At 71.8% G+C, this 21452-nt stretch carries 19 protein-coding genes; 11 read left to right on the forward strand and 8 right to left on the reverse strand.

What is annotated here, in order from left to right; genetic code table 11:
* Nucleotides 1-15 precede the first annotated feature (15 nt).
* Together BT341_RS06400 and BT341_RS06405 are read right to left on the reverse strand one after the other, a co-directional pair.
* Nucleotides 16-2754, reverse strand: coding sequence for a transglycosylase domain-containing protein (locus BT341_RS06400; RefSeq protein WP_072475388.1), 2739 nt, complete (start codon nucleotides 2752-2754; stop codon nucleotides 16-18).
* 67 nt (nucleotides 2755-2821) lie between these two features.
* Nucleotides 2822-3220: a DUF5318 domain-containing protein gene (locus BT341_RS06405; RefSeq protein WP_072475389.1), complete on the reverse strand. Its 399-nt coding sequence runs from the start codon at nucleotides 3218-3220 to the stop codon at nucleotides 2822-2824.
* 246 nt (nucleotides 3221-3466) lie between these two features.
* Here BT341_RS06405 and BT341_RS06410 point away from each other — a divergent pair, with 246 nt between their 5' ends.
* The 4 genes from BT341_RS06410 to BT341_RS06425 all read left to right on the forward strand — a co-directional run bounded on the left by BT341_RS06410 (nucleotide 3467) and on the right by BT341_RS06425 (nucleotide 6492).
* Complete coding sequence (locus BT341_RS06410; protein WP_072475390.1) at nucleotides 3467-4015, forward strand: PadR family transcriptional regulator; 549 nt, start codon at nucleotides 3467-3469, stop codon at nucleotides 4013-4015.
* Nucleotides 4016-4085: 70 nt separating this feature from the next.
* Nucleotides 4086-5174 carry an inositol-3-phosphate synthase gene (locus BT341_RS06415; RefSeq protein ID WP_072475391.1) on the forward strand — a complete coding sequence of 363 codons (1089 nt, stop codon included), beginning with the start codon at nucleotides 4086-4088 and terminating at the stop codon, nucleotides 5172-5174.
* A gap of 92 nt (nucleotides 5175-5266) precedes the next feature.
* Nucleotides 5267-5797 (forward strand): RNA polymerase sigma factor, encoded by a 531-nt coding sequence (locus BT341_RS06420; RefSeq protein ID WP_245804899.1) that lies wholly within the window; start codon nucleotides 5267-5269, stop codon nucleotides 5795-5797.
* Nucleotides 5794-6492: a hypothetical protein gene (locus BT341_RS06425; RefSeq protein ID WP_072475393.1), complete on the forward strand. Its 699-nt coding sequence runs from the start codon at nucleotides 5794-5796 to the stop codon at nucleotides 6490-6492. The genes BT341_RS06420 and BT341_RS06425 overlap by 4 nt, the downstream gene beginning before the upstream one ends.
* Here BT341_RS06425 and BT341_RS06430 read toward each other — a convergent pair.
* Nucleotides 6485-7123: an HAD family hydrolase gene (locus tag BT341_RS06430; RefSeq protein ID WP_072475394.1), complete on the reverse strand. Its 639-nt coding sequence runs from the start codon at nucleotides 7121-7123 to the stop codon at nucleotides 6485-6487. The two genes, BT341_RS06425 and BT341_RS06430, sit on opposite strands and share 8 nt — an antisense overlap.
* Nucleotides 7124-7189: 66 nt before the next feature.
* Here BT341_RS06430 and BT341_RS06435 point away from each other — a divergent pair, with 66 nt between their 5' ends.
* The 5 genes from BT341_RS06435 to BT341_RS06455 all read left to right on the forward strand — a co-directional run bounded on the left by BT341_RS06435 (nucleotide 7190) and on the right by BT341_RS06455 (nucleotide 13093).
* Nucleotides 7190-7648, forward strand: coding sequence for a MarR family winged helix-turn-helix transcriptional regulator (locus BT341_RS06435; RefSeq protein WP_072475395.1), 459 nt, complete (start codon nucleotides 7190-7192; stop codon nucleotides 7646-7648).
* The gene (locus BT341_RS06440; protein WP_072475396.1) at nucleotides 7638-8855 is read left to right on the forward strand and encodes an MFS transporter; all 1218 of its coding nucleotides are present in this window, start codon (nucleotides 7638-7640) and stop codon (nucleotides 8853-8855) included. Before BT341_RS06435 ends, BT341_RS06440 begins: the two co-directional genes overlap by 11 nt.
* A gap of 97 nt (nucleotides 8856-8952) precedes the next feature.
* Entirely contained in the window at nucleotides 8953-11016 is a 2064-nt protein-coding gene (locus tag BT341_RS06445) for a PhoX family protein (RefSeq protein WP_072475397.1), read from the forward strand.
* Between the two features lie 86 nt (nucleotides 11017-11102).
* Nucleotides 11103-12419 (forward strand): DUF7850 domain-containing protein, encoded by a 1317-nt coding sequence (locus tag BT341_RS06450; protein ID WP_084742776.1) that lies wholly within the window; start codon nucleotides 11103-11105, stop codon nucleotides 12417-12419.
* On the forward strand, nucleotides 12416-13093 hold the full coding sequence (locus BT341_RS06455) for an SDR family oxidoreductase (protein ID WP_072475398.1): 678 nt from the start codon (nucleotides 12416-12418) through the stop codon (nucleotides 13091-13093). The genes BT341_RS06450 and BT341_RS06455 overlap by 4 nt, the downstream gene beginning before the upstream one ends.
* On the opposite strand, the gene BT341_RS06460 is transcribed toward BT341_RS06455, so the two are convergent.
* From BT341_RS06460 to BT341_RS06470, 3 genes are read right to left on the reverse strand one after another with little or no spacing between them, the layout of a single operon-like run.
* Complete coding sequence (locus BT341_RS06460) at nucleotides 13090-14397, reverse strand: amidohydrolase family protein (RefSeq protein ID WP_072475399.1); 1308 nt, start codon at nucleotides 14395-14397, stop codon at nucleotides 13090-13092. The two genes, BT341_RS06455 and BT341_RS06460, sit on opposite strands and share 4 nt — an antisense overlap.
* A gap of 23 nt (nucleotides 14398-14420) precedes the next feature.
* On the reverse strand, nucleotides 14421-15071 hold the full coding sequence (locus BT341_RS06465; protein WP_072475400.1) for a response regulator: 651 nt from the start codon (nucleotides 15069-15071) through the stop codon (nucleotides 14421-14423).
* Nucleotides 15068-16855 carry a sensor histidine kinase gene (locus BT341_RS06470; RefSeq protein WP_072475401.1) on the reverse strand — a complete coding sequence of 596 codons (1788 nt, stop codon included), beginning with the start codon at nucleotides 16853-16855 and terminating at the stop codon, nucleotides 15068-15070. Before BT341_RS06470 ends, BT341_RS06465 begins: the two co-directional genes overlap by 4 nt.
* A 173-nt stretch (nucleotides 16856-17028) precedes the next feature.
* Between BT341_RS06470 and BT341_RS06475 the strand changes: the two genes are divergently transcribed.
* Both BT341_RS06475 and BT341_RS06480 read left to right on the forward strand, forming a co-directional pair.
* Nucleotides 17029-17730 (forward strand): ABC transporter ATP-binding protein, encoded by a 702-nt coding sequence (locus BT341_RS06475; protein ID WP_072475402.1) that lies wholly within the window; start codon nucleotides 17029-17031, stop codon nucleotides 17728-17730.
* On the forward strand, nucleotides 17727-19976 hold the full coding sequence (locus BT341_RS06480; RefSeq protein WP_072475403.1) for an FtsX-like permease family protein: 2250 nt from the start codon (nucleotides 17727-17729) through the stop codon (nucleotides 19974-19976). The genes BT341_RS06475 and BT341_RS06480 overlap by 4 nt, the downstream gene beginning before the upstream one ends.
* 91 nt (nucleotides 19977-20067) lie before the next feature.
* On the opposite strand, the gene trmB is transcribed toward BT341_RS06480, so the two are convergent.
* On the reverse strand, nucleotides 20068-20700 hold the full coding sequence (gene trmB / locus BT341_RS06485) for a tRNA (guanosine(46)-N7)-methyltransferase TrmB (RefSeq protein WP_425426463.1): 633 nt from the start codon (nucleotides 20698-20700) through the stop codon (nucleotides 20068-20070).
* 84 nt (nucleotides 20701-20784) lie between these two features.
* A complete protein-coding gene (locus BT341_RS06490) occupies nucleotides 20785-21336 on the reverse strand; it encodes a hypothetical protein (RefSeq protein ID WP_177329042.1) in 552 nt (183 codons plus the stop codon).
* Nucleotides 21337-21452 lie beyond the last annotated feature (116 nt).

A 21452-nucleotide genomic window follows, 5' to 3' on the forward strand; every position in this document is an offset into this window, starting at 1 on the left:
CCTGGATGAGGACGTCTAGCCGGGTCCGGGACCCGGTGACTTGATCAAACCGCCCCCGCTGCCACCACCGAAGGTGTTGCCGGTCCCGGGGTCGAGGGTCGGCGTGCCACCCGGGCCGGGCCGGGTCGGCCGGATCCTCGTCGGCGAGGTCGTTTCCGTGTCCGAGGACTCCGGCGTCTCGGTGGACGGCGTGGTCGTCGGCGTCTCGGTGGTGCTCGGCGGCTCCGAGACCTTCGTCGGCGTCGTGGTCACCTCGTTGACGTCCTTGCCGATCGGCGGGACCTTGTCGAACTTCTCAGGCGGCTTGCCCTTGAGGTAGAGGTTCATGAAGTTCTGCCACGTCGGACCGGCGATGGTGGCACCGAAGATCGGCTTGCCCTTCGGGTCGTGCAGCGGCTTGTTGCCGTCGCCGCCGACCCAGACCGCGGCCGACACCGACGGCGTGTAGCCGACCATCCACGTCTGGGCGTTGCGGTCCTTGTACGCCGGCGGGTCGCTGTCCTTGGCCGTGTACTGCTGGGTACCGGTCTTGCCCGCGCACTCGTGCCCCGGCGGGCACTTCAGCTTCGAGTGGTCGATGACCGGGACCAGCGCCTCGGTGACGTTGCCCGCGATCTGCTGGCTCTTGGTCGCGTCGTCGTCGAACGCCGGCTTGGTCTTGATGTTGTTCTCGTCGAACTCCACCTCGTCCTGGGCGTTCGTCAGCTTCGCGACGAAGTGCTGCTCGTGGTAGGTGCCGCCGCTGGCGAACGACGCGTACGCGGCCGCCATGTCCTCCGGTGTCACGGCGGTGCCACCACCACCGAGCGAGATGTTGTTGTCGTCGGTGTAAAGGACGCTCTTGCCTTCCGGCGCGACCTTGACCCCGGCTTCCTTCGCCGCTTCCGCGACCCGCGACGGCTTCGTCACGTTCAGTACCATGTCGTAGAACACGGTGTTCGCGGAGATCTCCATCGCCTTCGCGACGGTGCAGTCCTTGCCGCAGCTGGCGCTGTCGCCCGCGTTCCGGACGACGCGGCCGCCGAGCACCCGGTTGTTGGAGCCGTCGAACGTCTCGCCGAGGCCCTTGCCCATCTTGAGGAACGCCGTGAGGTCGAACGCCTTGACCGACGAACCCGGGTTCCGCGCCTGGTTGGCGCGGTCCTGGCCGATCTGGTCCTTGCCGTTGGCGTCCTTCACGATCTCCGGCCCGCCGTAGTAGGCGATCACGCCGCCGGTCTTCGGGTTGACCGCGACCAGCGCGTTGAGCAGGTTCTCGTCGGTCTGGCCCTTCATGCCCTCTTGGGCGGCCTGCTCCGCGGCGTCCTGCGCGGCCGGGTCGATCGTGGTGTAGATCTTGGCGCCGCTGGAGAACAGCTTGTTCTCGTCGTAGCCCTTGGCCGCGAGCTCGTCCTTGATCCGCTGCTGGACCTGGTAGGTCAGCTTGCCGGAGTTCTGCTCCTTGTTGGCGTTCTTCGGGATCGGCGTCGGGAACTGGAAGCCGGCGCGTTCGTCCTGGCGCAGCCACTTGTTGGCCACCATCTGGTCGAGCACGTAGGTCCAGCGCTTCTGCGCGTACGCCTGGTTCTCCGAGCGGCCCGGGCCCTGGATCAGGCCGGCCAGCAGCGCCGCTTCGGAGGCGTTGAGGTCCTTGGCGTCCTTGTTGAAGTACGCCTTCGCGGCGGCCTGGATGCCGTTCGCGCCGCGGCCGAAGTAGACGATGTTCAGGTAGGAAGTGATGATCTCTTCCTTGGACTGCTGGTTGTTCATCTTGAACGACTTGGCCAGCTCGGTCCACTTGCGGGTCAGCGTCGGGGCGTCGTTCTGCGTCGCCTGCTTGATGTACTGCTGGGAGATGGTCGAGCCACCGCCCTGGCCGCCGGAGACCTGGTTCCAGACCGCGCGCAGGATGCCGGTGACGTCGAAGCCCGAGTTGGTCTCGAACGTCGCGTCCTCCGCCGCGTACACCGCGTGCTTGACGACCTCGGGCACCTCGCCCGGCTTGAGCAGCTGGCGGTCACCGCCCGGCGGCAGTTCCCGGCCCATCACCTGGTTGTTGGCGTCGTAGTAGGTGATCGGCTGGCTCTGCAGCGCCTTGATGCTCTCCGGCGTCGGCACGTCGACCAGGAAGTAGGTGATGACGAACGCGATCGCGGGCACGACGAAGAACAGCCCGACGAAGGCGTAGGCCACCCGCCGGATGATCTTCCACCGGCGCTTCTTGCGCTGTGCCGGCGTGAGGACCTTCTTGCCCTTTTCGTCCAGCTCGTCCTGGGGCTCGACGTCGTCGGCGAACTCGTTGAACCGCGCATCGTCGTAGCCGTCGTCGTACTGGTCGTAGCCGACGTCTTCGGTGCCGTTGTGCGCGTGGTGGGTGATCAGGTCCGGTTCCCGCTCGGGCGCGGCCGGGTCCGGACGGCGGCCCGGCGGCGGCTGGCGGAAGCCCTGCGGCGGCGAGCCGGGGGGACCCTGCTGGGGCCGCTGCCCGGGCGGCGGCACGGCCCGCCGGGGCGGCATGCCCTGCTGGCGGGGCCGCTGCGGTGGGCGCGGTGGCTCGTCACCCGGCCACTGCGGGCCGCCTTCGTCGCCGGCGGGCCACTCGGGCGCGTTGCCGCGCGGGTTGCCGCGGGGCGGCGTGCCACGCTGCGGTCGGCGGGGGGCTTCTTCGCCGGGCCACGCCGGTCCGGGGTCCTCCCCCGGCCACGGGCCTGACTGGGCACGGCGAGGTGCATCGGGCTCCTGGCCGGGCCAGGAGCGGTTGCGGTCGTCGTTCACGAATGGGCCTCCCAGACCGGCGCCCGGTGGGACGCCGTTCTGCGCTCTGCAGCGGTTGTGATCCAGCTCACCGGCCCGCGGTCCTTCGCGGACCGTCGGCCGGCTCCCCCGTGCCGAGGACATACGAGCGGACCAGGTGGTTCCAGTGGCACGCCCGGCAGACCTCGACGTCGTACACGGTGAACTCGGCGAACAGGCCGGCCATCCTGGCCAGCTCTTCGGGGGTTCTCGCCGAGCCCGCGACGTGCTTGAGTTCGTCCCCGTAGACCCAGGACACCAGGGTCATCGGGTCCTGGCGGCAGATCGGGCACGGCAGGTCACCGGCCCGGCCGTGGAACTTCGCCGCCCGCAGCAGGTACGGGCTTGCGTCACAGGCTTCGTAGCTGCCGACGCGCCCGGAGCGGACTTCGGCGAGCAGCGCACGGCGCTGCAACGCGTAGTCCACGACCTGCCGCTGGTTAATCACCAGGACAGAGTACGGGCTCTTCCTGTGTCGTCCACGCCCCCTAGCGCGAGCGGCCCGCGGACCGGCGCGGACACGCCGGACGTTCGATAACTCTCCGGTGAATTTCGCCCACTCTCGGGTGAGCACGCCCGTTAGCTTCGCCACTTCGATGTATCGGCGCGATATAGTGGCTGAGTAGGTTGGATCGAGGCGGTCCGTTCGGAGCAACGCCGGTCGTCTCGGTTTGTTCCCGAAAGGGGGTGCGGTGTGCTGGAGTTCGCGATCCTCGGTCTTCTGCACGAAGCGCCCATGCACGGGTACGTGCTGCGCAAGCGGCTGCACGAGACGCTCGGCACGTTCCGGACGTTCTCGTACGGCTCGCTGTACCCGACCCTGCGGAGGCTGCTGCGGGCCGGGTACATCGTCGAGGAGCTGGACGAAGCCGACGACCGGGCGTGGTCGCGGCGGGGACGGCGGGTCTACAAGCTCACCGCGGAGGGCAAGGAGCGCTTCGGTGAGCTGCTCGGCGACGCCGGGCCGCAGACCTGGGACGACGAGGGCTTCGGCGTGCACCTGGCCTTCTTCTCGCGGACCCCGGCCGACGTGCGGATGCGGATCCTCGAGGGCCGCCGCCGCCGCGTCGAGGAACGCCGTGAGGGTTTGCGGGCGGCGCTGGCCAGGGCCGAGGAGAAGATCGATCGCTACACCCGCGAGCTGCACCGGCTGGGACTGGAGACCAGCGAGCGGGAGGTGCGCTGGCTCAACGAGCTGATCGCGCACGAACAAGCCGAGCGGCAGGGGCCGGAAACGACCTGAGCCGCGCGGCGCGGGCCGCAGCGTCGCGGCACCAGACCTACTGACAGACGGATTGAAGGAGAAACCTCCCATGGGCGAGAACCGCCGCGTACGGGTGGCCATCGTGGGCGTCGGCAACTGCGCGGCGTCGCTGGTCCAGGGTGTCCAGTACTACCGCGACGCGGACCCGGCCACCCGCGTGCCCGGTCTGATGCACGTCGACTTCGGCGGGTACCACGTCCGCGACATCGAGTTCGTCGCCGCGTTCGACGTGGACGCCAAGAAGGTCAGCCGCGACCTGTCCGAGGCGATCTTCGCCTCGGAGAACAACACGATCAAGATCGCCGACGTGCCGCCGCTCGGCGTCACCGTCCAGCGCGGGCACACCCACGACGGGCTCGGCCGCTTCTACCGCGAGACGATCGAGGAGTCCGACGAGACCCCGGTCGACATCGTCGCCGCGCTGCGCGAGGCGCAGGCCGACGTGCTCGTGTCGTACCTGCCGGTGGGCTCCGAGGTGGCCGACAAGTTCTACGCGCAGGCCGCGATCGACGCGGGTGTGGCGTTCGTCAACGCGCTGCCGGTGTTCATCGCCTCCGACCCGGAGTGGGCGCAGAAGTTCACCGACGCCGGCGTCCCGATCGTCGGCGACGACATCAAGTCCCAGGTCGGCGCCACCATCACGCACCGTGTGCTGGCCAAGCTGTTCGAGGACCGCGGCGTCCAGCTCGACCGGACGATGCAGCTCAACGTGGGCGGGAACATGGACTTCCTGAACATGAAGGAGCTGGAGCGGCTCGAGTCGAAGAAGATCTCGAAGACCCAGTCCGTGACCTCGCAGGTCGACCGCGAGCTCGGCAAGGGCAACGTCCACATCGGACCGTCGGACTACGTGCAGTGGCTCGACGACCGCAAGTGGGCCTACGTCCGGCTCGAGGGCCGCGCGTTCGGTGACGTGCCGCTGAACCTGGAGTACAAGCTCGAGGTGTGGGACTCGCCGAACTCGGCGGGCATCATCATCGACGCCGTCCGCGCCGCGAAGATCGCGAAGGACCGCGGCATCGGCGGCCCGATCCTGTCGGCCTCCTCCTACTTCATGAAGTCGCCGCCGGAGCAGTACGACGACGCCACCGCGCGTGACGCCGTCGAGAAGTTCATCCGCGGCGAGGTCGAGCGGTAAGGACCCGGCACCGAAGAAGGCCGTCACCGCTGGTGACGGCCTTCTTCGCGTGGTGCACTAAACCGGTGGGGCGGGGCGGGCGTTGGCGGGGCGTGCGAACGAGCGTGGGCGAAAGCGCGCCGGAAGACCTGGGCGCGCCGACGTTCCACGCCCTGTTCCGGGAGTACTTCGGCCAGATGACGCGGCTGGCCCACCTGCTCGGCGCGGACGACGCGGAGAACGTCGCGCAGGAGGCCTTCGTCAAGCTCCACCAGCGCTGGGACACGTTGAGCGACCACACGCGGGTGGCCGGCTACCTCCGCACGACCGTGGTGAACATGTCGCGGTCGCGGACGCGGCACCTGCGCGTGGTCCGGCGGACCCCGCAGGAGCGGCCGCCGGACGAGCTGTCGGCCGAGGTCAGGGCGGTGGCCAACTGGGAGCACGAGCGGTTGCGCGCGGTGCTGGCGAACCTGTCCCGGCGCCAGCGCGAGGTGCTGGTGCTTCGCTACTGGCTGGACCTCAGCACGGCGGCCATCGCCGAGACGCTGGGCATCTCGCCCGGCACGGTCAAGGCGACGACTCACCACGCGATGGAGAACCTGCGCAGGCACCTGGGGCACGAGCCGGGCGGTGAGCGGTGAGCGACCTCGAACGCAAGCTGGCCGAGGCCCTGCGCGAGCAGGCGGGCGAGGTCGCGCCCGACCTCGACGCGGCGTGGGCGCAACAGCTGCGACGGCAGCACCGCCCGCGGCGCCGCCGCTGGACGGTGGTGGTCGCGCCCCTGGCCGCGGTGCTGGTGGTGCTGACCAGCGTGCTGCTGGCCACCCGGCTGAACACGGCTCCGGCCCCGCCGGCGCAGCCGGGGCACGAGCTGGTGCTCGCCAAGCCCGAGTACCAGCAGATGGCGGGCTTGCTCGTGCAGAGCGCGCCAGTCGCGCTCGTGGAGTTCGCCGGCCAGACCGACCGCTGGCGGGCGTGGGCCTTCCCGGCCCAGCGGCCGCGGGAGTCCCGCCTGCTGTTCTGCGTGGCCGCGCTGCCGGCGGACCAGCCGTTCGACCGCGCCGGCTCGCAGTTCGGGCTGTCCCCGCAGTGCGTTCCGTTCGTCCCGGCGGAGGGAACGGCCGTCTTGGCCGGGTACGCCGGCGAAACCGCCGGGCCGCTGCCGCCGGGCCAGGCGGTCTACCTGCTCAGCGCCCCGGCGAACCGGCTGCGGCTCTACGACGCGAAGGGCGGCCTGAGCCAGGGCCGGTGGGTCGGCAGGCTGGCGAACTCCTACCAGGTGTTCCTGGCCGATGTGACGCCCGGTTCCCCGCCGGTGCGCGTCGACGTCAGCTGAGCCCGAGCGCACCCGGCAGGTCGGTGATCTTCTCCACCACGGCCGCGGCCTGCTTCAGCACCTCGGGATCCGGTGGGAAGTGCGGGTTGGGCACCGCGTACACCGCCATCTTCGCCGCCAGCGCGGCTCGCAGGCCGTTCGTCGTGTCCTCGACCGCCGCGCAGTCCTCCGGCGCGACGCCGAGCAGTTCGGCCGCCCGCAGGTAGACGTCCGGTGCCGGCTTTCCCGCGCCGACCTGCTCGGACGACACCGCCGTGCCCACCGGCAGGCCGGTGACGTCGAGGAAGCCCTTGATCAGGATCACCGGTGACGAGCTGGCGATCGCCACCGGCCACTTCTGCGAAACCTGGCGCACGACGTCCACCGCGCCGGGGATCAGCGGCGGCTCGGCGGCGTACCGGGCGGCCATGCGCTTGACGACGAGCGTCGCGATTTCGGCCGGTGTCGTCCGCGCGCCGAGCTCTTCGACCAGGTAGCGGGCCCATTCCGGGGTGCTCATCCCCTGCTGGGCGCGGGTCGCCTCCGGTCGCCAGGTGCCGCCGTGCTCGGCGACGACCGCGCGCCGCACCTCGTCCCAGATCCGCTCCGAGTCCACCAGCACGCCGTCGAGGTCGAAGATCACCGCGTCCATACCCCGAGCGTAGCCTGTGAGCCGAGTTACTTAGCTAAGCTTACTAATTTTTGTTAGCCTAGCTAAGTGACTTCCCCGATCGCCGACCTCGCCCACCGGCTGCGGCCGCTGGTCTTCCGGCTGTACCACCAGGTGCGCCGCCAGACCCCGCAGCTGACGCTGACCCTCACCCAGGGCTCGGTGCTGAGCGAGCTGGTCAACGGCGGGCCACGGCGGATGAGCGCGCTGGCCGAGTTCGAGCGGGTCAAGCTGCCGTCGATGACCGACGTCGTCGGGCGGCTCGAGCGGCTCGGGCTCGCCACGCGCACGCCGGACCCCGCCGACGGCCGGGCGGTGCTCGTGGACGTCACCGACGAGGGTCGTCGCTTCTACGCCGAGATGGTCGCCGCCCGCGAGGAATTCCTCCGGGAACGGCTCATCGCGATGGACGACACCGACCGCGCTGCGATCGAAGCCGCCCTTCCGGCTCTCGCCAAGTTGCTTGTTGACACCACCAAGGAGGAACTGATCAGCGATGAGCGCTGAACACCACTCGAGCCTGCTGGACGCTGTCAAGGGCCAGCCCAAGCAGGTGTGGATCACCGCGTTCGCCGCGGTCATCGCCTTCATGGGCATCGGCCTGGTCGACCCGATCCTGCTGTCCATCGCCAAGGGCCTGAACGCCACGCCGTCCCAGGTCACCCTGCTCTTCTCGTCCTACCTCGGCGTCCAGGTCCTCGCGATGCTGGTCACCGGCGCGGCGAGCGCCAAGTTCGGCCCGAAGCGCACGGTCCTCGTCGGCCTGACGCTGATCGTCGCGGCCACCGCCCTGTGCTCGGCCGCCGGCTCGATCGAGCAGCTCGTCGGGCTGCGCGCGGTCTGGGGGCTCGGCAACGCGTTCTTCATCGCGACGGCGTTGTCGGTGATCGTCGGCGCCGCCACCGGCGGCCAAGCCGGCGCGATCCTGCTCTACGAGGCCGCCCTCGGGGTCGGCCTGTCGGTCGGCCCGCTGCTGGGCGCGCTGCTCGGCAGCATCTCGTGGCGGGGCCCGTTCCTCGGCACCGCGATCCTGATGGCCGGCGCGCTCGTGCTGTGCGCGGTCTTCCTCAAGAGCGACAAGGGTGAGACGCGGGCCCCCATCAAGCTGCTCGACCCGCTGCGCGCGCTGAAGCACACCGGCCTGCTGCGCACGTCGGTCGCGTCGGCGCTGTACACCGCCGCGTTCTTCGCCGTGCTGGCCTGGTCGCCGTTCGTCCTCGGCTGGAACGCCATCGCCGTCGGTCTCGTGTTCTGCGGCTGGGGCCTGTGCGTCGCGGTCGCCGGCGTCGCGCTGGCTCCCCGGCTGGCCGCCAAGCTGGGCGAGCGGCACGCGGCCGCGGCCGCCGTGTCCGGCTACGCCGTGCTGATGCTGGTGCTGGCCGTGCCGAGCAAGCCGGTGCTGGTGGCCGGGATCGTCGTCTCCGGTCTGGTGTCGGGCCTGCTGAACACGCTGTTCACCGGTACCGCGATGTCGATCAGCGACGCGCCGCGGCCGGTCGCCAGCGCGGGCTACAACTTCTGCCGCTGGCTCGGTGGCGCGGTCGCCGCGACGCTCGTCGGGCACGTCGCCGAGTGGTTCGGCTCGCCGCAGGCGCCGTTCATCGCCTCGGCCGTGCTGTGCGTCGTCGCGGGCGTGCTGCTCTCGCTGCGGGAGCGCCAGGCCGACCCGCACACGCTGCCGGAGGAAGCCGCGCTCGTCGGCGAAGAGTTCTGAGCATTGTCAGTACACCTGACGTTCATCTGAATGTCCGGAATGGCTGGTTTTGGGAGCTTACGGTCGGGCTCGTTCCCGAACTCCCCCTGGAGGCTCCGTGCCCGACCGTCTGCTCCCGCTGCTGCCCGTCCACGCGGGCGGCCGCTCCCCGATCACCTGTGAATACCGCTGCGGCAACGCGTGCGCCCACCCGGAGGCCAACGAATCCGGGAACGCGTACTTCGGCGACGTCGTCAAGGACATCTCCCGCCGCCGCGTCTTCAAGGCCGGAGCCGTGATGGCCGCCGCCGCGGGCGGGTTCGCCGCCCTCTCGGGCACGGCGGCGGCCGCGCCGCTCCAGAAGCCGCGGCCGCCGCGTCCGGTGCCGGGCACCGACTTCGACCCGGTTCCGCCGAACAAGCTCGACCAGGTCAGCATTCCCGCGGCCTACGACCAGCGCGTCGTCGTCCGCTGGGGCGACCCGGTCGTCCCGGGCGCGCCGAAGTTCGACTTCACCCGGCAGACGGCGGCCGCGCAGGCGAAGCAGTTCGGCTACAACAACGACTTCGTCGGCCTCATCCCGCAGGATCCACTCGGCATCACGAACCTGCTCGTGGTCAACCACGAGTACACGACCGAGGTCCACATGTTCCCGGCCGGTCAGTACGACCCGGCGAACCCGACCGAGGAGCAGGTGAAGATCGCCTGGGCGGCGCACGGCCTCTCGGTGCTGCTGACCCGCCGCGACCCGGTCCACGGCGGCCTCGAGGTGGTGCCGAGCCGGTACGGCCGCCGGATCACGCTCGACACGATCTTCGAGGTCCGCGGCCCGGCCGCCGGCTCGAAGTACCTGAAGACGTCGGCCGACCCGACCGGGCGCCGGGTCCGCGGGACGCAGAACAACTGCTCCGGCGGCGTGACGCCGTGGGGCACGGTGCTCTCCGGCGAGGAGAACTTCGACCAGTACTTCGCCAACGCCGACAAGGTCACCGACCCGGTCGCGGCGGCGCGGCTCAAGCGCTACACCGTCGGCACCGGCACGAGCACCCGGAAGTGGGAACGGTTCGACAAGCGCTGGGACGTCTCGCAGGAGCCCAACGAGCCGAACCGGTTCGGCTGGGTCGTCGAGATCGACCCGAACGACCCGGACTCGACCCCGGTGAAGCACACCGCGCTCGGCCGGTTCAAGCACGAGGCCGCGAACGTCAAGATCACCGCCGACGGCCGGGTCGCCGTCTACTCCGGGGACGACAGCCGGTTCGAGTACATCTACAAGTTCGTCTCGAAGGGCAAGTACAAGCCGGGGAACAGCGCGCACGCGCGGCGGCACAACTCGGCGCTGCTCGACGAAGGCACGCTGTACGTCGCCCGGTTCACCGGCGACAGCCCGGCCGCGGAGATCGACGGCACGGGCAAGCTCCCGGCCGACCAGGAGTTCGACGGCACCGGCGAGTGGATTCCGCTGGCCAGCGGCGACAAGTCTTTTGTGGACGGCTTCACCGCCGAAGAGGTCTACGTCTTCACCCGGCAGGCCGCCGACAAGGTCGCCGCCACGAAGATGGACCGGCCGGAGGACATCGAGCCGAACCCGGTCAACGGCCGGATCTACGCGGCGCTGACCAACAACTCCGACCGCGGCGCCGCGGGCAAGGCCGGCGCCGACGAGGTGAACCCGCGCAACGGCAACAAGAACGGGCACATCCTGGAGTGGGAGGAGGACCGCGGCGACGCGGCGTCGACCCGGTTCGCCTGGCGGCTGCTGCTGGTCTGCGGCGACCCGGCCGCGGCCGACACCTACTTCGGCGGCTTCGACAAGACCAAGGTCAGCCCGATCTCCTGCCCGGACAACGTGGCCTTCGACCGGCACGGCAACCTGTGGATCGCCACCGACGGCAACGCGCTCGGCGCGAACGACGGCCTGTTCTCGGTGCCGGTGACCGGGCCGGAGCGCGGGCAGGTCAAGCAGTTCCTCTCGGTGCCGGTCGGGGCCGAGACCTGCGGCCCGGTCGTGACCGACCACCTGGTGCTCGTCGCGGTCCAGCACCCGGGCGAGAATGCGGCGAGCTCGGCGAACCCCACGTCGCACTGGCCCGACGGCGGCACCGCGCAACCGCGGCCGTCGATCGTCGCGGTGTGGAAGAAGGGCCGCTTCGGCCTGCCCGGCCGCATCGGCGAACGCTGACGCGGCGGGTCCGCGCCGGCCGAGTTCACTCTTAAGTGGACGGCTCTCGGCCGGTGCGGGCCCGTGCGCCGCGCCATAGTCGAGAGGTGATCTTCTCGGCGCGCGCGATGGCACTGGCGGTGGTGACGGCTTCGGGAGCGGTGGTCCCGGCGGCGGCAGCCGCCGTCGGCCCGCCGCCGGCGTGCGGCGGGATCGTGGCGAACCCGAGCGTCGAGGAGACGGCGCGCAACGGCGCCCCGGACGGGTACGTCTTCACCCCGGCCGCGCCCGTCCCGCCCGGCACCCCGCCCGCGAAGGTGCCGAGGCTGGTGACCGAGCAGGCGTTCGCCGTGGACGGGAAGCGTGCCGCGGTGATCCAGACGCCCGACGGCAGGGCCAGCACCGCTTCCGAGAACGGGAAGTTCGTCCCCGGCGGCGTCTACACGCTCAGCGTGTGGACCGGCTCGTACGCGCCGGACGCCGGACCGGCGACGGGCCTGCGCTTCTACGACGTCAACGGCGCCCAGGTGCAGGAGAACAAGCTGGTCGCCGACCATGACGCCCGCGACGGGCGCCTGGTGGAGCAGGACTTCCCGCCCGTGACGGCACCGGCGAAGGCGGCGTCGGTGAAGTTCTTCGCCACGACGAGCGCCGAGCGGCTGCACTGGGACTGCGTCGACCTCCAGCTGGCCGCGTACACGGTGAAGAAGGAAGTGCAGAACCCGGCGACCGGCGCGTGGGGGCCGTTCGCGACCGTCACCGCGGGCGAGACCGCGCACTACCGCGTCACCGTGACGAACGAGGGCACGCAGGAGCTGACCGGGATCACCGTGCGGGACCCGTGGTGCACCGGGTCGTTCGAGCCGTTCGCGCTGGCCGCGGGCGCGAACCGGCAGCTGACCTGCGACCACCCGAACCTCACGGTGTCCGACAACGGGCACGTCAACACGGCGAAGGTCACCGGCGTCCACTACGACGGCGGCACGCTGGGCGACAAGACGGCGTCGGCGACGATCACCGTCCAGCCGCCGCCCGCGATCGCGAAGATCGGCGACTTCGCCTGGGCGGACCGCGACGGCGACGGCGTCCAGGACCCGGACGAGCCGGGCGTCGCGGGCGTCAAGGTGACGCTGAAGGACGGCGCGGGCGGCACGGTCGGCACGACGACCACCGACGACAAGGGCAAGTACGGCTTCGACAAGCTGAAGGACGGCACCTACCAGGTCTGCTTCGCGGTGCCGCCGGGCTTCGTCGTGACGCGCAAGGACGCGGCGCCCGACGACCGCGACTCCGACGCGGACCCGGACGGCTGCACGACACCACGCACCCTGGGCGGAAAAGCCCGCGAGGACTTCACCGTGGACGTGGGCCTGGCCACGCCGCCTCCGCCGCCGCCCGCGCCCAGTCCTACGGTGGGGGCATGACGGATCTTCCCCTGGCCCTGGTCACCGGCGCGTCCCGCGGGATCGGCAAGGCGGTGGCCCACCAGCTGGCCCCGACGCACCGCGTGCTGCTCGGCGGCCGCGACGCGGCGGCACTGGACGCGCTGGCGAAGGAGCTGCCGGGCGCGAAGCCGTGGCCGGTCGAGCTGACCGACCCGGCCGGCCTCGCGAGCGCGGTGGCGGAGATCGGCGCACTGGACGTGCTGGTCCACTCGGCGGGCGTCGCGCGGCTCGGCCGGATCGAGGACGCGCCGGCGTCGGCGTGGCGGGACAACTTCGAGGTCAACACGCTGGCGGTGGTGGAACTGACCCGCCTGCTCCTCCCGGCCCTGCGGGCGGCCCGCGGGCACGTCGTGGTGATCAACTCGGGCGCCGGCCGCACGGCGCGGCCGGGTTGGTCCCCGTACGCGGCGAGCAAGTTCGCGGTCCGCGCCTTCGCCGACGCCCTGCGCGAAGAGGAACCGGACATCAGGGTGACGTCGGTCTACCCTGGCCGCACGGACACGGAGATGCAGCAGGAGATCTTCGCCGGCGAAGGCCGCGACTACGACACCGCCCACCTGCTGAAGGCCGATTCAGTGGCGACAGCGGTGGTGACGGCGGTGTCGGCGACTCCGGACGCCCACCCGACGGAGATCATCCTCCGCCCGCGCTAGGCGCGCAGCCGGGCGGCGGTCTCGGCCACGCCGGCCTGCACCTTCGCCCGGTCCACCTTCAGCGACTCGCCGTCCGCCACGACCTGCTCGCCCGCGACCCACACGTCCCGGACCCGGCGTGAGCCCGCCGCCCACACCAGGTTCGACAGCAGCTGCGCGTCCGGGACATCCAGGCCGCACGCGAAGGCCGGGTCGTCCAGGTCGATGTGCACCAGGTCCGCCCACCGGCCCGGCTCGAGCGCACCGATGTCCTCCCGGCCCAGTGCCGCCGCGCCGCCGCGGGTGGCCAGCAGGAACACGTCGGCCGCCGTCAGCACGGTCGAATCCCCGGACGACAGCCGGGCGAACATCGCCGCCAGCTGCAGTTCCTCCCACAGGTCGATGTCGTCGTTGGAGGCCGGCCCGTCCGTGCCGAGGCCGACCGCCACCCCGGCCGCGCGCAGGTCCTTGATCCGCGCGATGCCCGAAGCCAGCTTCGCGTTCGAGCCCGGGCAGTGCGCCATGCCCACGCCCGCGGCCGCGAACAGCGCGATGTCCGCATCCGACAGGTGGATCGCGTGCGCCGCCAGCACCCGGCCGTCCAGCATGCCGAGCTTCTGCAGCAGTGCCGGCACCGAGCCGTGCTTGGCTCGCACCGCCGCGTCCTCGGCCGCCGCCTCGGCGACGTGGATCTGCACCAGGGCGCCACGGGACAGGGCCGATTCCGCCGTCGCGCGCAGCCCTTCCTCGGACAGCATGTACGCCGAGTGCGGCCCGTAACCCAGCTCGACCCGGTCGCCGGGGCCGAAGCGCAGGCCGTCCGTGTCGATCCAGCGCTCGATCGCGGCCAGCTGGGCCCGCCAGTCCAGGCCCGGCAGCTCCATCACCGGCGGAGCCACCAGCACGCGGCCACCCGTCGTGAGGACCGCGTCGACCAGCTGCTCGCCTTCGAAGTACATCTCGGCGCTGGTCGTGACGCCGTGGCGGAGCATCTCGACCGAGCCCAGCAGCATGCCGGTGCGCACGTCCTCCGGCCGCAGCTTCGCCTCGGCGGGCCAGATGATTTCGTTGAGCCACGGCAGCAGCGGCAGGTCGCCGCCCATGCCGCGCAGCAGCGTCATCGGGCTGTGCGCGTGCGTGTTGACCAGGCCGGGCAGCAGGATGCCGGTCAGGGTGGTGACCGGTGCGGCGGACCCGGGGGCGGTGGCCGCCGGTCCGCAGTAGGAAATGCGCCCATCGGCGTCGACGTCGACGACCGCGTCACGCAGAAGCGAACAGGACGGGTCGGCGGGGAGAACGACAGGGGCGTGGAAACGGCGTTGCATCTCTGGATACTACGCACCCGGAATTACGAAACGACTCCGCTCCGCCACGCCCACGCGGCGATCTCCACGCGGTTGCGCGCGCCGATCTTGCCCTGCACCGACGCCAGGTGCGTCTTCACCGTGGACAGCGACAGGAACAGCTCCGCGCCGATCTCGGTGTTCGTCAGTCCCCGCGCGGCCGCCTTGACGACGTCCAGTTCCCGCGCGGTCAGCGGTTCCGACGGCGGCGCGACCTGTGACCGAGCCGGCCCGCCGTCGAAGTGCTTGAGCAGCCGGACGGTGATCTGCGGCGACACCAGCGCGTCGCCGCGGTCCGCCGCGCGCACGGCCTCGATCAGCAGCGCCGGGCCCGCGTCCTTCAGCAGGAACCCCGACGCGCCGTTGCGCAACGCCGTGTGCACGTACTCGTCGAGGTCGAACGTCGTCACCACGACCACCTTCAGCGGGTCGGCGACGTCCGGGCCGGCCAGCTGACGGGTGACCTCCAGGCCGTCGAGGCCCGGCATGCGGATGTCGAGCAGGCAGACGTCGGGACGTAGCTCGCGGGCCTTGGCGACCGCCGCGACGCCGTCCGCGACGTCGGCGACCACCTCGATGTCGTCCTGGGCGTCCAGGATCATGCGGAAGCCCATCCGCACCATCTCCTGGTCGTCGGCGATCAGTACCCGGATCACTCGTCCCCTTCCCCGGCGGCCAGCGGCAGCCACGCTTCGACCCGCCAGCCACCGTCCGGGCCCCGCCCGGCCGACAGCCGGCCCTTCAGCAGCGCGACGCGTTCGCGCATGCCGACCAGACCGTAACCGCCCGACCCGCCGGCCGGCCGCCGCGTCGGCTCGCGCCCGTTGTCCGTCACCCGCAGGTGGAGCTCGTCATCGCGCACTTCGGCGAGGACGACCGCTTCGGTCGCGTCCGAGGCGTGCTTGCCGACGTTCGTCAGCGACTCCTGCACCACCCGCAGCGCCGAGCGGCCGACCTCGTGCGGCAGATCCGGCGGCAGGTCGAGGTGCATCGACGTCGGCACGCCGTGGTTGGCGCTTTCGACCAGCTTCCGCAGGTCGGCGCCGAGGTCGGTGGTGGCCTGCTCGCTGAACTCGCTCGACCCGGCGGGCGCGTCGCCGCGCATCGAGCGGACCAGCCGCCGCATCGCCGCGAGCGCTTCGACACCGGCGTTCTCGATCCGGCCCATGGCCTCGACCGCCACCTGCGGGTCCTTCTCGGCCATCAGCCGCGCGGCCTGGGCCTGCACGACGATGCCGGTGACGTGGTGGGCGACGACGTCGTGCAGCTCGCGGGCCAGCGCCATCCGCTCGGCGGTCTGCGCGTCGGCCACCGCGGACTGCACGACCGTCGTGCGCTCGGAGTCCCGTGACCGCAGCATCAGGCCGATCGCGATCGCGATGCCGAGCAGCAGCGCCGCCGGGACCGCCAGCGTGGAGAGGACCTGCGGGTCGGTCTGCAGGCCGCCGCGTCGGTTGGAGTTGACGATCGCGGCGAGTGCGACGACGGCGGACAGCACGCCGATCCTCGGCCAGGATTCGCTCAGCCCGCGTGCCCTCGTCAGGTTCACCACCGCGCCCACCCCGGCGGCGACCTGCACGAACGGCACCCCGCTCGGCATCGGGTAGGCGTAGCGCAGGTGCAGGAACGGCGTGATGAGCGCGGACAGCAGCAGGACGCCGGCGAGCGCGAGCATCGCGTCCGCGGGCCGTCGCGGCGACAGCACCGCCACGACCGCGGCGGCGACCGAGCAGAACAGCACCGGGAACCCGCGCGCGCCGCTGTCGTAGGTGTAGCCGAACTCGACGAGCAGCCCGATGGCGAGCACGCCCATCAGCACCCACTGGCCCATGGCCAGCTCGTTCAGCTTGCGCAGCCGCCGCTTGCTCGGCTCCGACCGCGGGCTCCGGTCCCGGGCCGCGACCGCGGGCACCAGCGCGGCGGCCAGCAGCACGACGCCGACCAGCAGCGCCTGGGTGCCCGTGCCACCGTCGATCTCGCCGACGGCCGCGTACCGGCCGAAGACCGCGACGAGACCCGCCACGACCAGGAAGCTGACCACGCAGAACGCCACGCCGCCCCGCGCCCGGCGGGCCACGTAGTAGACCATCAGCACCCCGGCCACGACCTCGGTGATGGTCACCTTCGGCAGCACGCTGGAGTACGGCGGGATGCCGAACGCGTGGATGAAGAGGGTCGAGAACACCAGGACGACGCCGCCGAGGACCCCGGCGACGGCGGCCCGCTTCTGGGCCCACAGCCCGCAGCCCGCCATCGCGAAGATGCCGGGGAGCAGCCCGAAGTCGGCGAAGCGCGGCCCGAAGTCGTCGAGTGCGGCCTGCGTCGTGTAGACGACGTCGAACAGCAGGGCGGCGACGAGGACCACCGAGGGCACGCCGATGCGCCGCACCAGGGCGGCGGCGCGGGTGTACAGCGTGTTCGGCGGGGGCGCGGCGGTCACAACGTGACGTTAGAGGATTCCCGGCCGCGCGCACCTTGGCCGAGTGGCCCGTGCCCCCTCGGCCGATCGGCCGATGCCGCACCACGCGTGACTGGCCGTCTGCCCGAAGTGGACACCCCGCCGGCTCCGCGAAGCTCGACGGCGTCAAGATCCGAACCGACAGGAGAGACGTCGTGGACCCGAGTACTCCACAGTGGACGAATGGGCCGGTGCTGTCCGGCCGCGGGCTCGTGAAGCGTTACGGCACGCAGCACGCCCTCGCCGGCATCGACATCGACATCCAGCCGCGGGACGCCGTCGCCATCGTCGGGCCCTCCGGCTCCGGCAAGACGTCGCTGCTGCACGTCCTGGCCGGCATCCTGCGGGCCGACGACGGGCAGATCTTCCTGGCCGGGCAGCGGATCGACCACCTCGGCGAGAAGAAGCGCAGCGAGCTGCGCCGCACCGAGTTCGGGTTCGTCTTCCAGTCGGGGATGCTGGTCGCCGAGCTGACGGCGGAGGAGAACGTCGCGCTGCCGTCGCTGCTCGCGGGGCTCGGGCGCAAGGAGGCCATCGAGGCCGGCCGCCAGTGGCTGTCGCGGCTCGGGCTGGCCGGCAAGGAGCGCCGCCGCCCCGGCGAGCTGTCCGGCGGCGAGGCCCAGCGCGTCGCGATCGCGCGGGCGCTGACCCACCGGCCGAAGGTGATCTTCGCCGACGAGCCGACCGGCGCGCTCGACACGCGCACCGGCCGCGAAACCATGGACGCCCTGCTCGGCGCCGCCCACGAGACGGACGCCGCGGTGCTGGTCGTGACGCACGACCGCGAGCTGGCCGAGTCGATGCCGAAGACCGTGGCGATCCGCGACGGCCTGATCGCGACGAGGCTGGCGGCGTGAACTCCCTCCAGATCGCCCTGCGGGTGCTGCGGATCGACCGGCGGACCCGGACGTCGGCGATCCTCACCGCGGTCGGGGTCGCCGTCGCGACCGGGCTGGTGCTGCTGCTGGCGACGCTGCCGTTCGCCACGCAGCACCGTGAGCAGCGCGCCCTCTGGCAGGGCGACCAGTTCTACAGCCGCGGCTCCGACGGCCCGGCCAAGCTGCTCTACTCCTCGTCGAAGGACTACTTCGACGGCCGCCAGATCATCCGGGTCGACGTCGCGCTGACGCCCGGCACGACCGCGGCCGGCATCGGGCTGCCGCCGGGCGTGCCGCAGCTGCCCGGACCAGGCGAGACCGTCGTGTCGCCCGCGCTCGGCCGGCTGCTGCAGGGCCAGCCCGCCGACCAGCTCGGCGACCGGTTCGGCAAGCCCGTCGGCGCGCTGGGCGAGGAAGGCCTGCGGTTCCCGGAGCAGCTCGTCGCGCTGACCGGGCACACACCGGACGCGATGCCGCAGAACGCCTCCCAGGTGACGGGCTTCCCGGGCGGGAAGGCACGCCCCGACGCGCTGCTCATGCTGCTGTCCTGGGTCGGGATCATCGTGCTGCTGGTGCCGAGCCTGGTGCTGGTCGCGTCGTCGGCACGGCTGACCGCGGCCCGGCGGGAGCGGCGGCTCGCCGCGATCCGGCTGGCCGGGGCGACCCCGGGGCAGGTCACGAACATGGTGGCCGCCGAGACGACGTTGTCCGCGGGCCTCGGCGCCCTGCTCGGCCTGCTGATCAGCCCGGCACTGCACGGCCTCGCGTCGTTCGTGCCGTGGGGCGGCGGCACCTGGCTCGCGGCCGACTTCGCGCTGCCGGTCGGCCTGACGGTGGCCATCGTCGTGGCGATCCCGGTGCTCGTCGTGCTGGCCGGCGTCCTCGGCCTGCGCCGCGTGCTCCGGAACCCGCTGTTCGCGACCGGCGGTCACACCAAGAAGCCGTTGCGCTGGTGGCGGCTGCTGGCGCTGCCCGCGGCCGGGCTGTTCTTCCTCGTCGCCGTGACGACGGCGAAGGACGCCGGCGGCATCGGGCTGGTCATGGCGGGCCTGTTCCTGCTGGTCGGGTCGGCCGCGATCGTCGGGCCGTGGGTGACGTCGGCGGTGGGCGGCACGTTCGTCCGGATCTGGCGGCGGCCGTCGGCGCTGCTGGCCGGCCGCCGTCTGCGGGACGACCCGAAGGGCGCCTACCGCGCCTCGGCCGGGATCGTGCTCGCCGTGTTCGCCGGGTCGATGGCGCTGACGCTGCTGCCGACCTTCGAGTCGATGGCCGGCGGGGGCCGGTCCTTCCAGGACTCCGTGCTCTACGTCGACACCGACGCCGAGCACGCGGGCAAGATCGTCGAGCAGGCCAACGCGTCGCTGCGGAAGTACGGGCAGTCCGAGAAGGCCGTCGCGGTCGGCGAGGTCTACCTGGTGCAGGGCGAGGGCAACAGCCGCACCGGCCACCGCGCGCTGGTGATGACCTGCGCCGACGCGGTCGAGCTGACCCGCTTCGGCCTCACCGCGGAGAACTGCGCGGGCGGGCCGGCCGTCTTCGGCGACTCGGCGCTCGACCTGGCCCAGTACCAGGTCGCGGCCAACTGGGAAGGGCCGGCCGTGGCGGTCAGGTCGGGGACGCGGGCGGAGGCCGTCCACCTGCCCGCCGCGGACCTGTCCACCACGTCGATCGTCGATCCGGCGGCGCTGCCGGACGGCTTCACGCCGAAGTACGTCACCGTGGTCGCGCCGACCACCGACGCCAACCGGGAGATCGTCCGGACGGCGCTGGCCGCGCCGGCCGCCGGCGAAGAGGTCGGCAGCCGCGACCAGTACCTGTTCAACCAGCAGACCGAGCTCGGCGACCTGCGCCGGGTCACGGTGATCGGGCTGCTCGCGGCGGGGATCCTGGCCGGCTGCAGTGCCGCGGTGGCGACCGCGGGCTCGGTGATGGACCGCCGCCGGACGTTCGGCGCGCTGATGGCCGCGGGCACGCCGGTGCGGGTGCTGGCCAAGGCGCTGCGGGTGGAGGCCGCGCTGCCCGCGCTGGTCGCCACCATCGGCGCGGGAATCGTCGGGGTACTGGTCGGTGTTGGGTTGTTCAGCATGGTCGACCCACGCGGCATCGTCCTGAGCCCGTGGCTGCTGGCGCCGGTCGTGCTCGGGGTCGGGGTGGCCCTGCTCGGCGCGTCGGTCTGCACGCCCGCGCTGAAGCGGGTCCAGGCCGAGCCGCTGGCCGAGGAATGAGGCGTTCGCCCCTCTGTCGGGGGAGGGGCGAGCACCGGGGGTAGTGAGCTGAAGGGGACCTTCTCCGCCGGGGATCCGGGGAGGGTCCCCTTCAGCGCTTCTCGAAGATCAGGTCGTGCGAGACGCGGCCTTCGACGTCCGCGCGCTGCTCGAACTTGGTCACCGGCCGCCACTCCGGGCGCGGGGCCCAGCCGTCGTACCGGTTCCGCAGCGCGGGTTCCGCGGAGCAGACCTCGAGCATCTGCTCGGCGTAGTTCTCCCAGTCGGTCGCCATGTGGAAGGTGCCGCCGGGCGCGAGCCGCGACGCCACGAGCGCGGCGAACGACGGCTGCACGATCCGCCGCTTGTGGTGCTTCTTCTTCGGCCACGGGTCGGGGAAGAACAGCCGGACGCCGTGCAGCGAATCCGGCGCGACGTGCTCGGTGAGCAGCACGACGGCGTCGCCGTGCAGCAGCCGCAGGTTCTCGACGCCGAGCTTTTCGGCGCGCAGCATCAGCTGGCCGAGGCCCGGGTCGTAGACCTCGACGGCGACGTAGTTCAGCTCGGGGGCCGCGGCGGCCAGCTGCGACGTCGTCTCGCCCATGCCCGAGCCGATCTCCAGCATCACCGGCGCCTCGCGGCCGAACCACCCGGTGAAGTCCAGCGGGCCCGGCGGCAGCTCACCGACCGTGCGGCCCAGCCGCGGCCAGTGCTCTTCCCACGCCCGCTGCTGCCCGACGGTCATCCGGCCACCGCGTTTGACGTAGCTGACCACGCTGCGCAGCCGTCGTCCGTCCTCGTTTTCCACGAGGAGCGAGATTACCCGGGGTTATCGGACGGCTTCGAACTCCCCGAGCCGGGACCGCAGCCCGGCCAGGCCCGCGACCGGGATCGGGTCCGGCGTCCGGCCGCTGTGCGCCGGCAGGACGTCGATCCAGCCGGGGTGCCGGTCGGTGTTCATCACCGTCGTGGGAATCGCGTGCCCCGATTTCCCGCGCTCGGACGGCATGAACTCCCAGTAGCCGGATTCGCCGTCCGCCGCCCACGGGACGAATTCCCAGCCCGGCCGTCTGCCCAGCAGTTGTGCGATGCGATCTTCGACGCGGAAACCCTGCTCCCGGGAATCGAGCTTGCCGTCCGCCATCGCCCGCAGCCACCACGGCGCGGGAATCGGCCCCGCCATCCCGGCCGACGCGCGGAACAGGGCCAGGACGCTGTCTTCGGGCGCGCGGTGCACCCAGGCCCGCCGGAGTTCGGCGGGGGTCGTCGCCGCCTTCGCGGCCTGCGGGAGCTCGATCGCCCGTGACCATTCGAGGTCCAGCATGGGTTCGAGCCGGGGGACGTCGTCTTCGACGCGAGCTCGGGGAATGGTGCCGCCCAATTCTTGCCCGGTGTCCACCGTCAAGATTCACCTCCATGGGAGCTAGACGGTTCCGGTGCTCACTACGAATATTGCCTGGTCATAGCAGTATGTCCGGTGGCTGTGAGGGAAGCCAC

It is taken from the genome of Amycolatopsis australiensis (genome assembly GCF_900119165.1).
In the GTDB taxonomy this organism is placed as follows: Bacteria; Actinomycetota; Actinomycetes; order Mycobacteriales; family Pseudonocardiaceae; genus Amycolatopsis; species Amycolatopsis australiensis.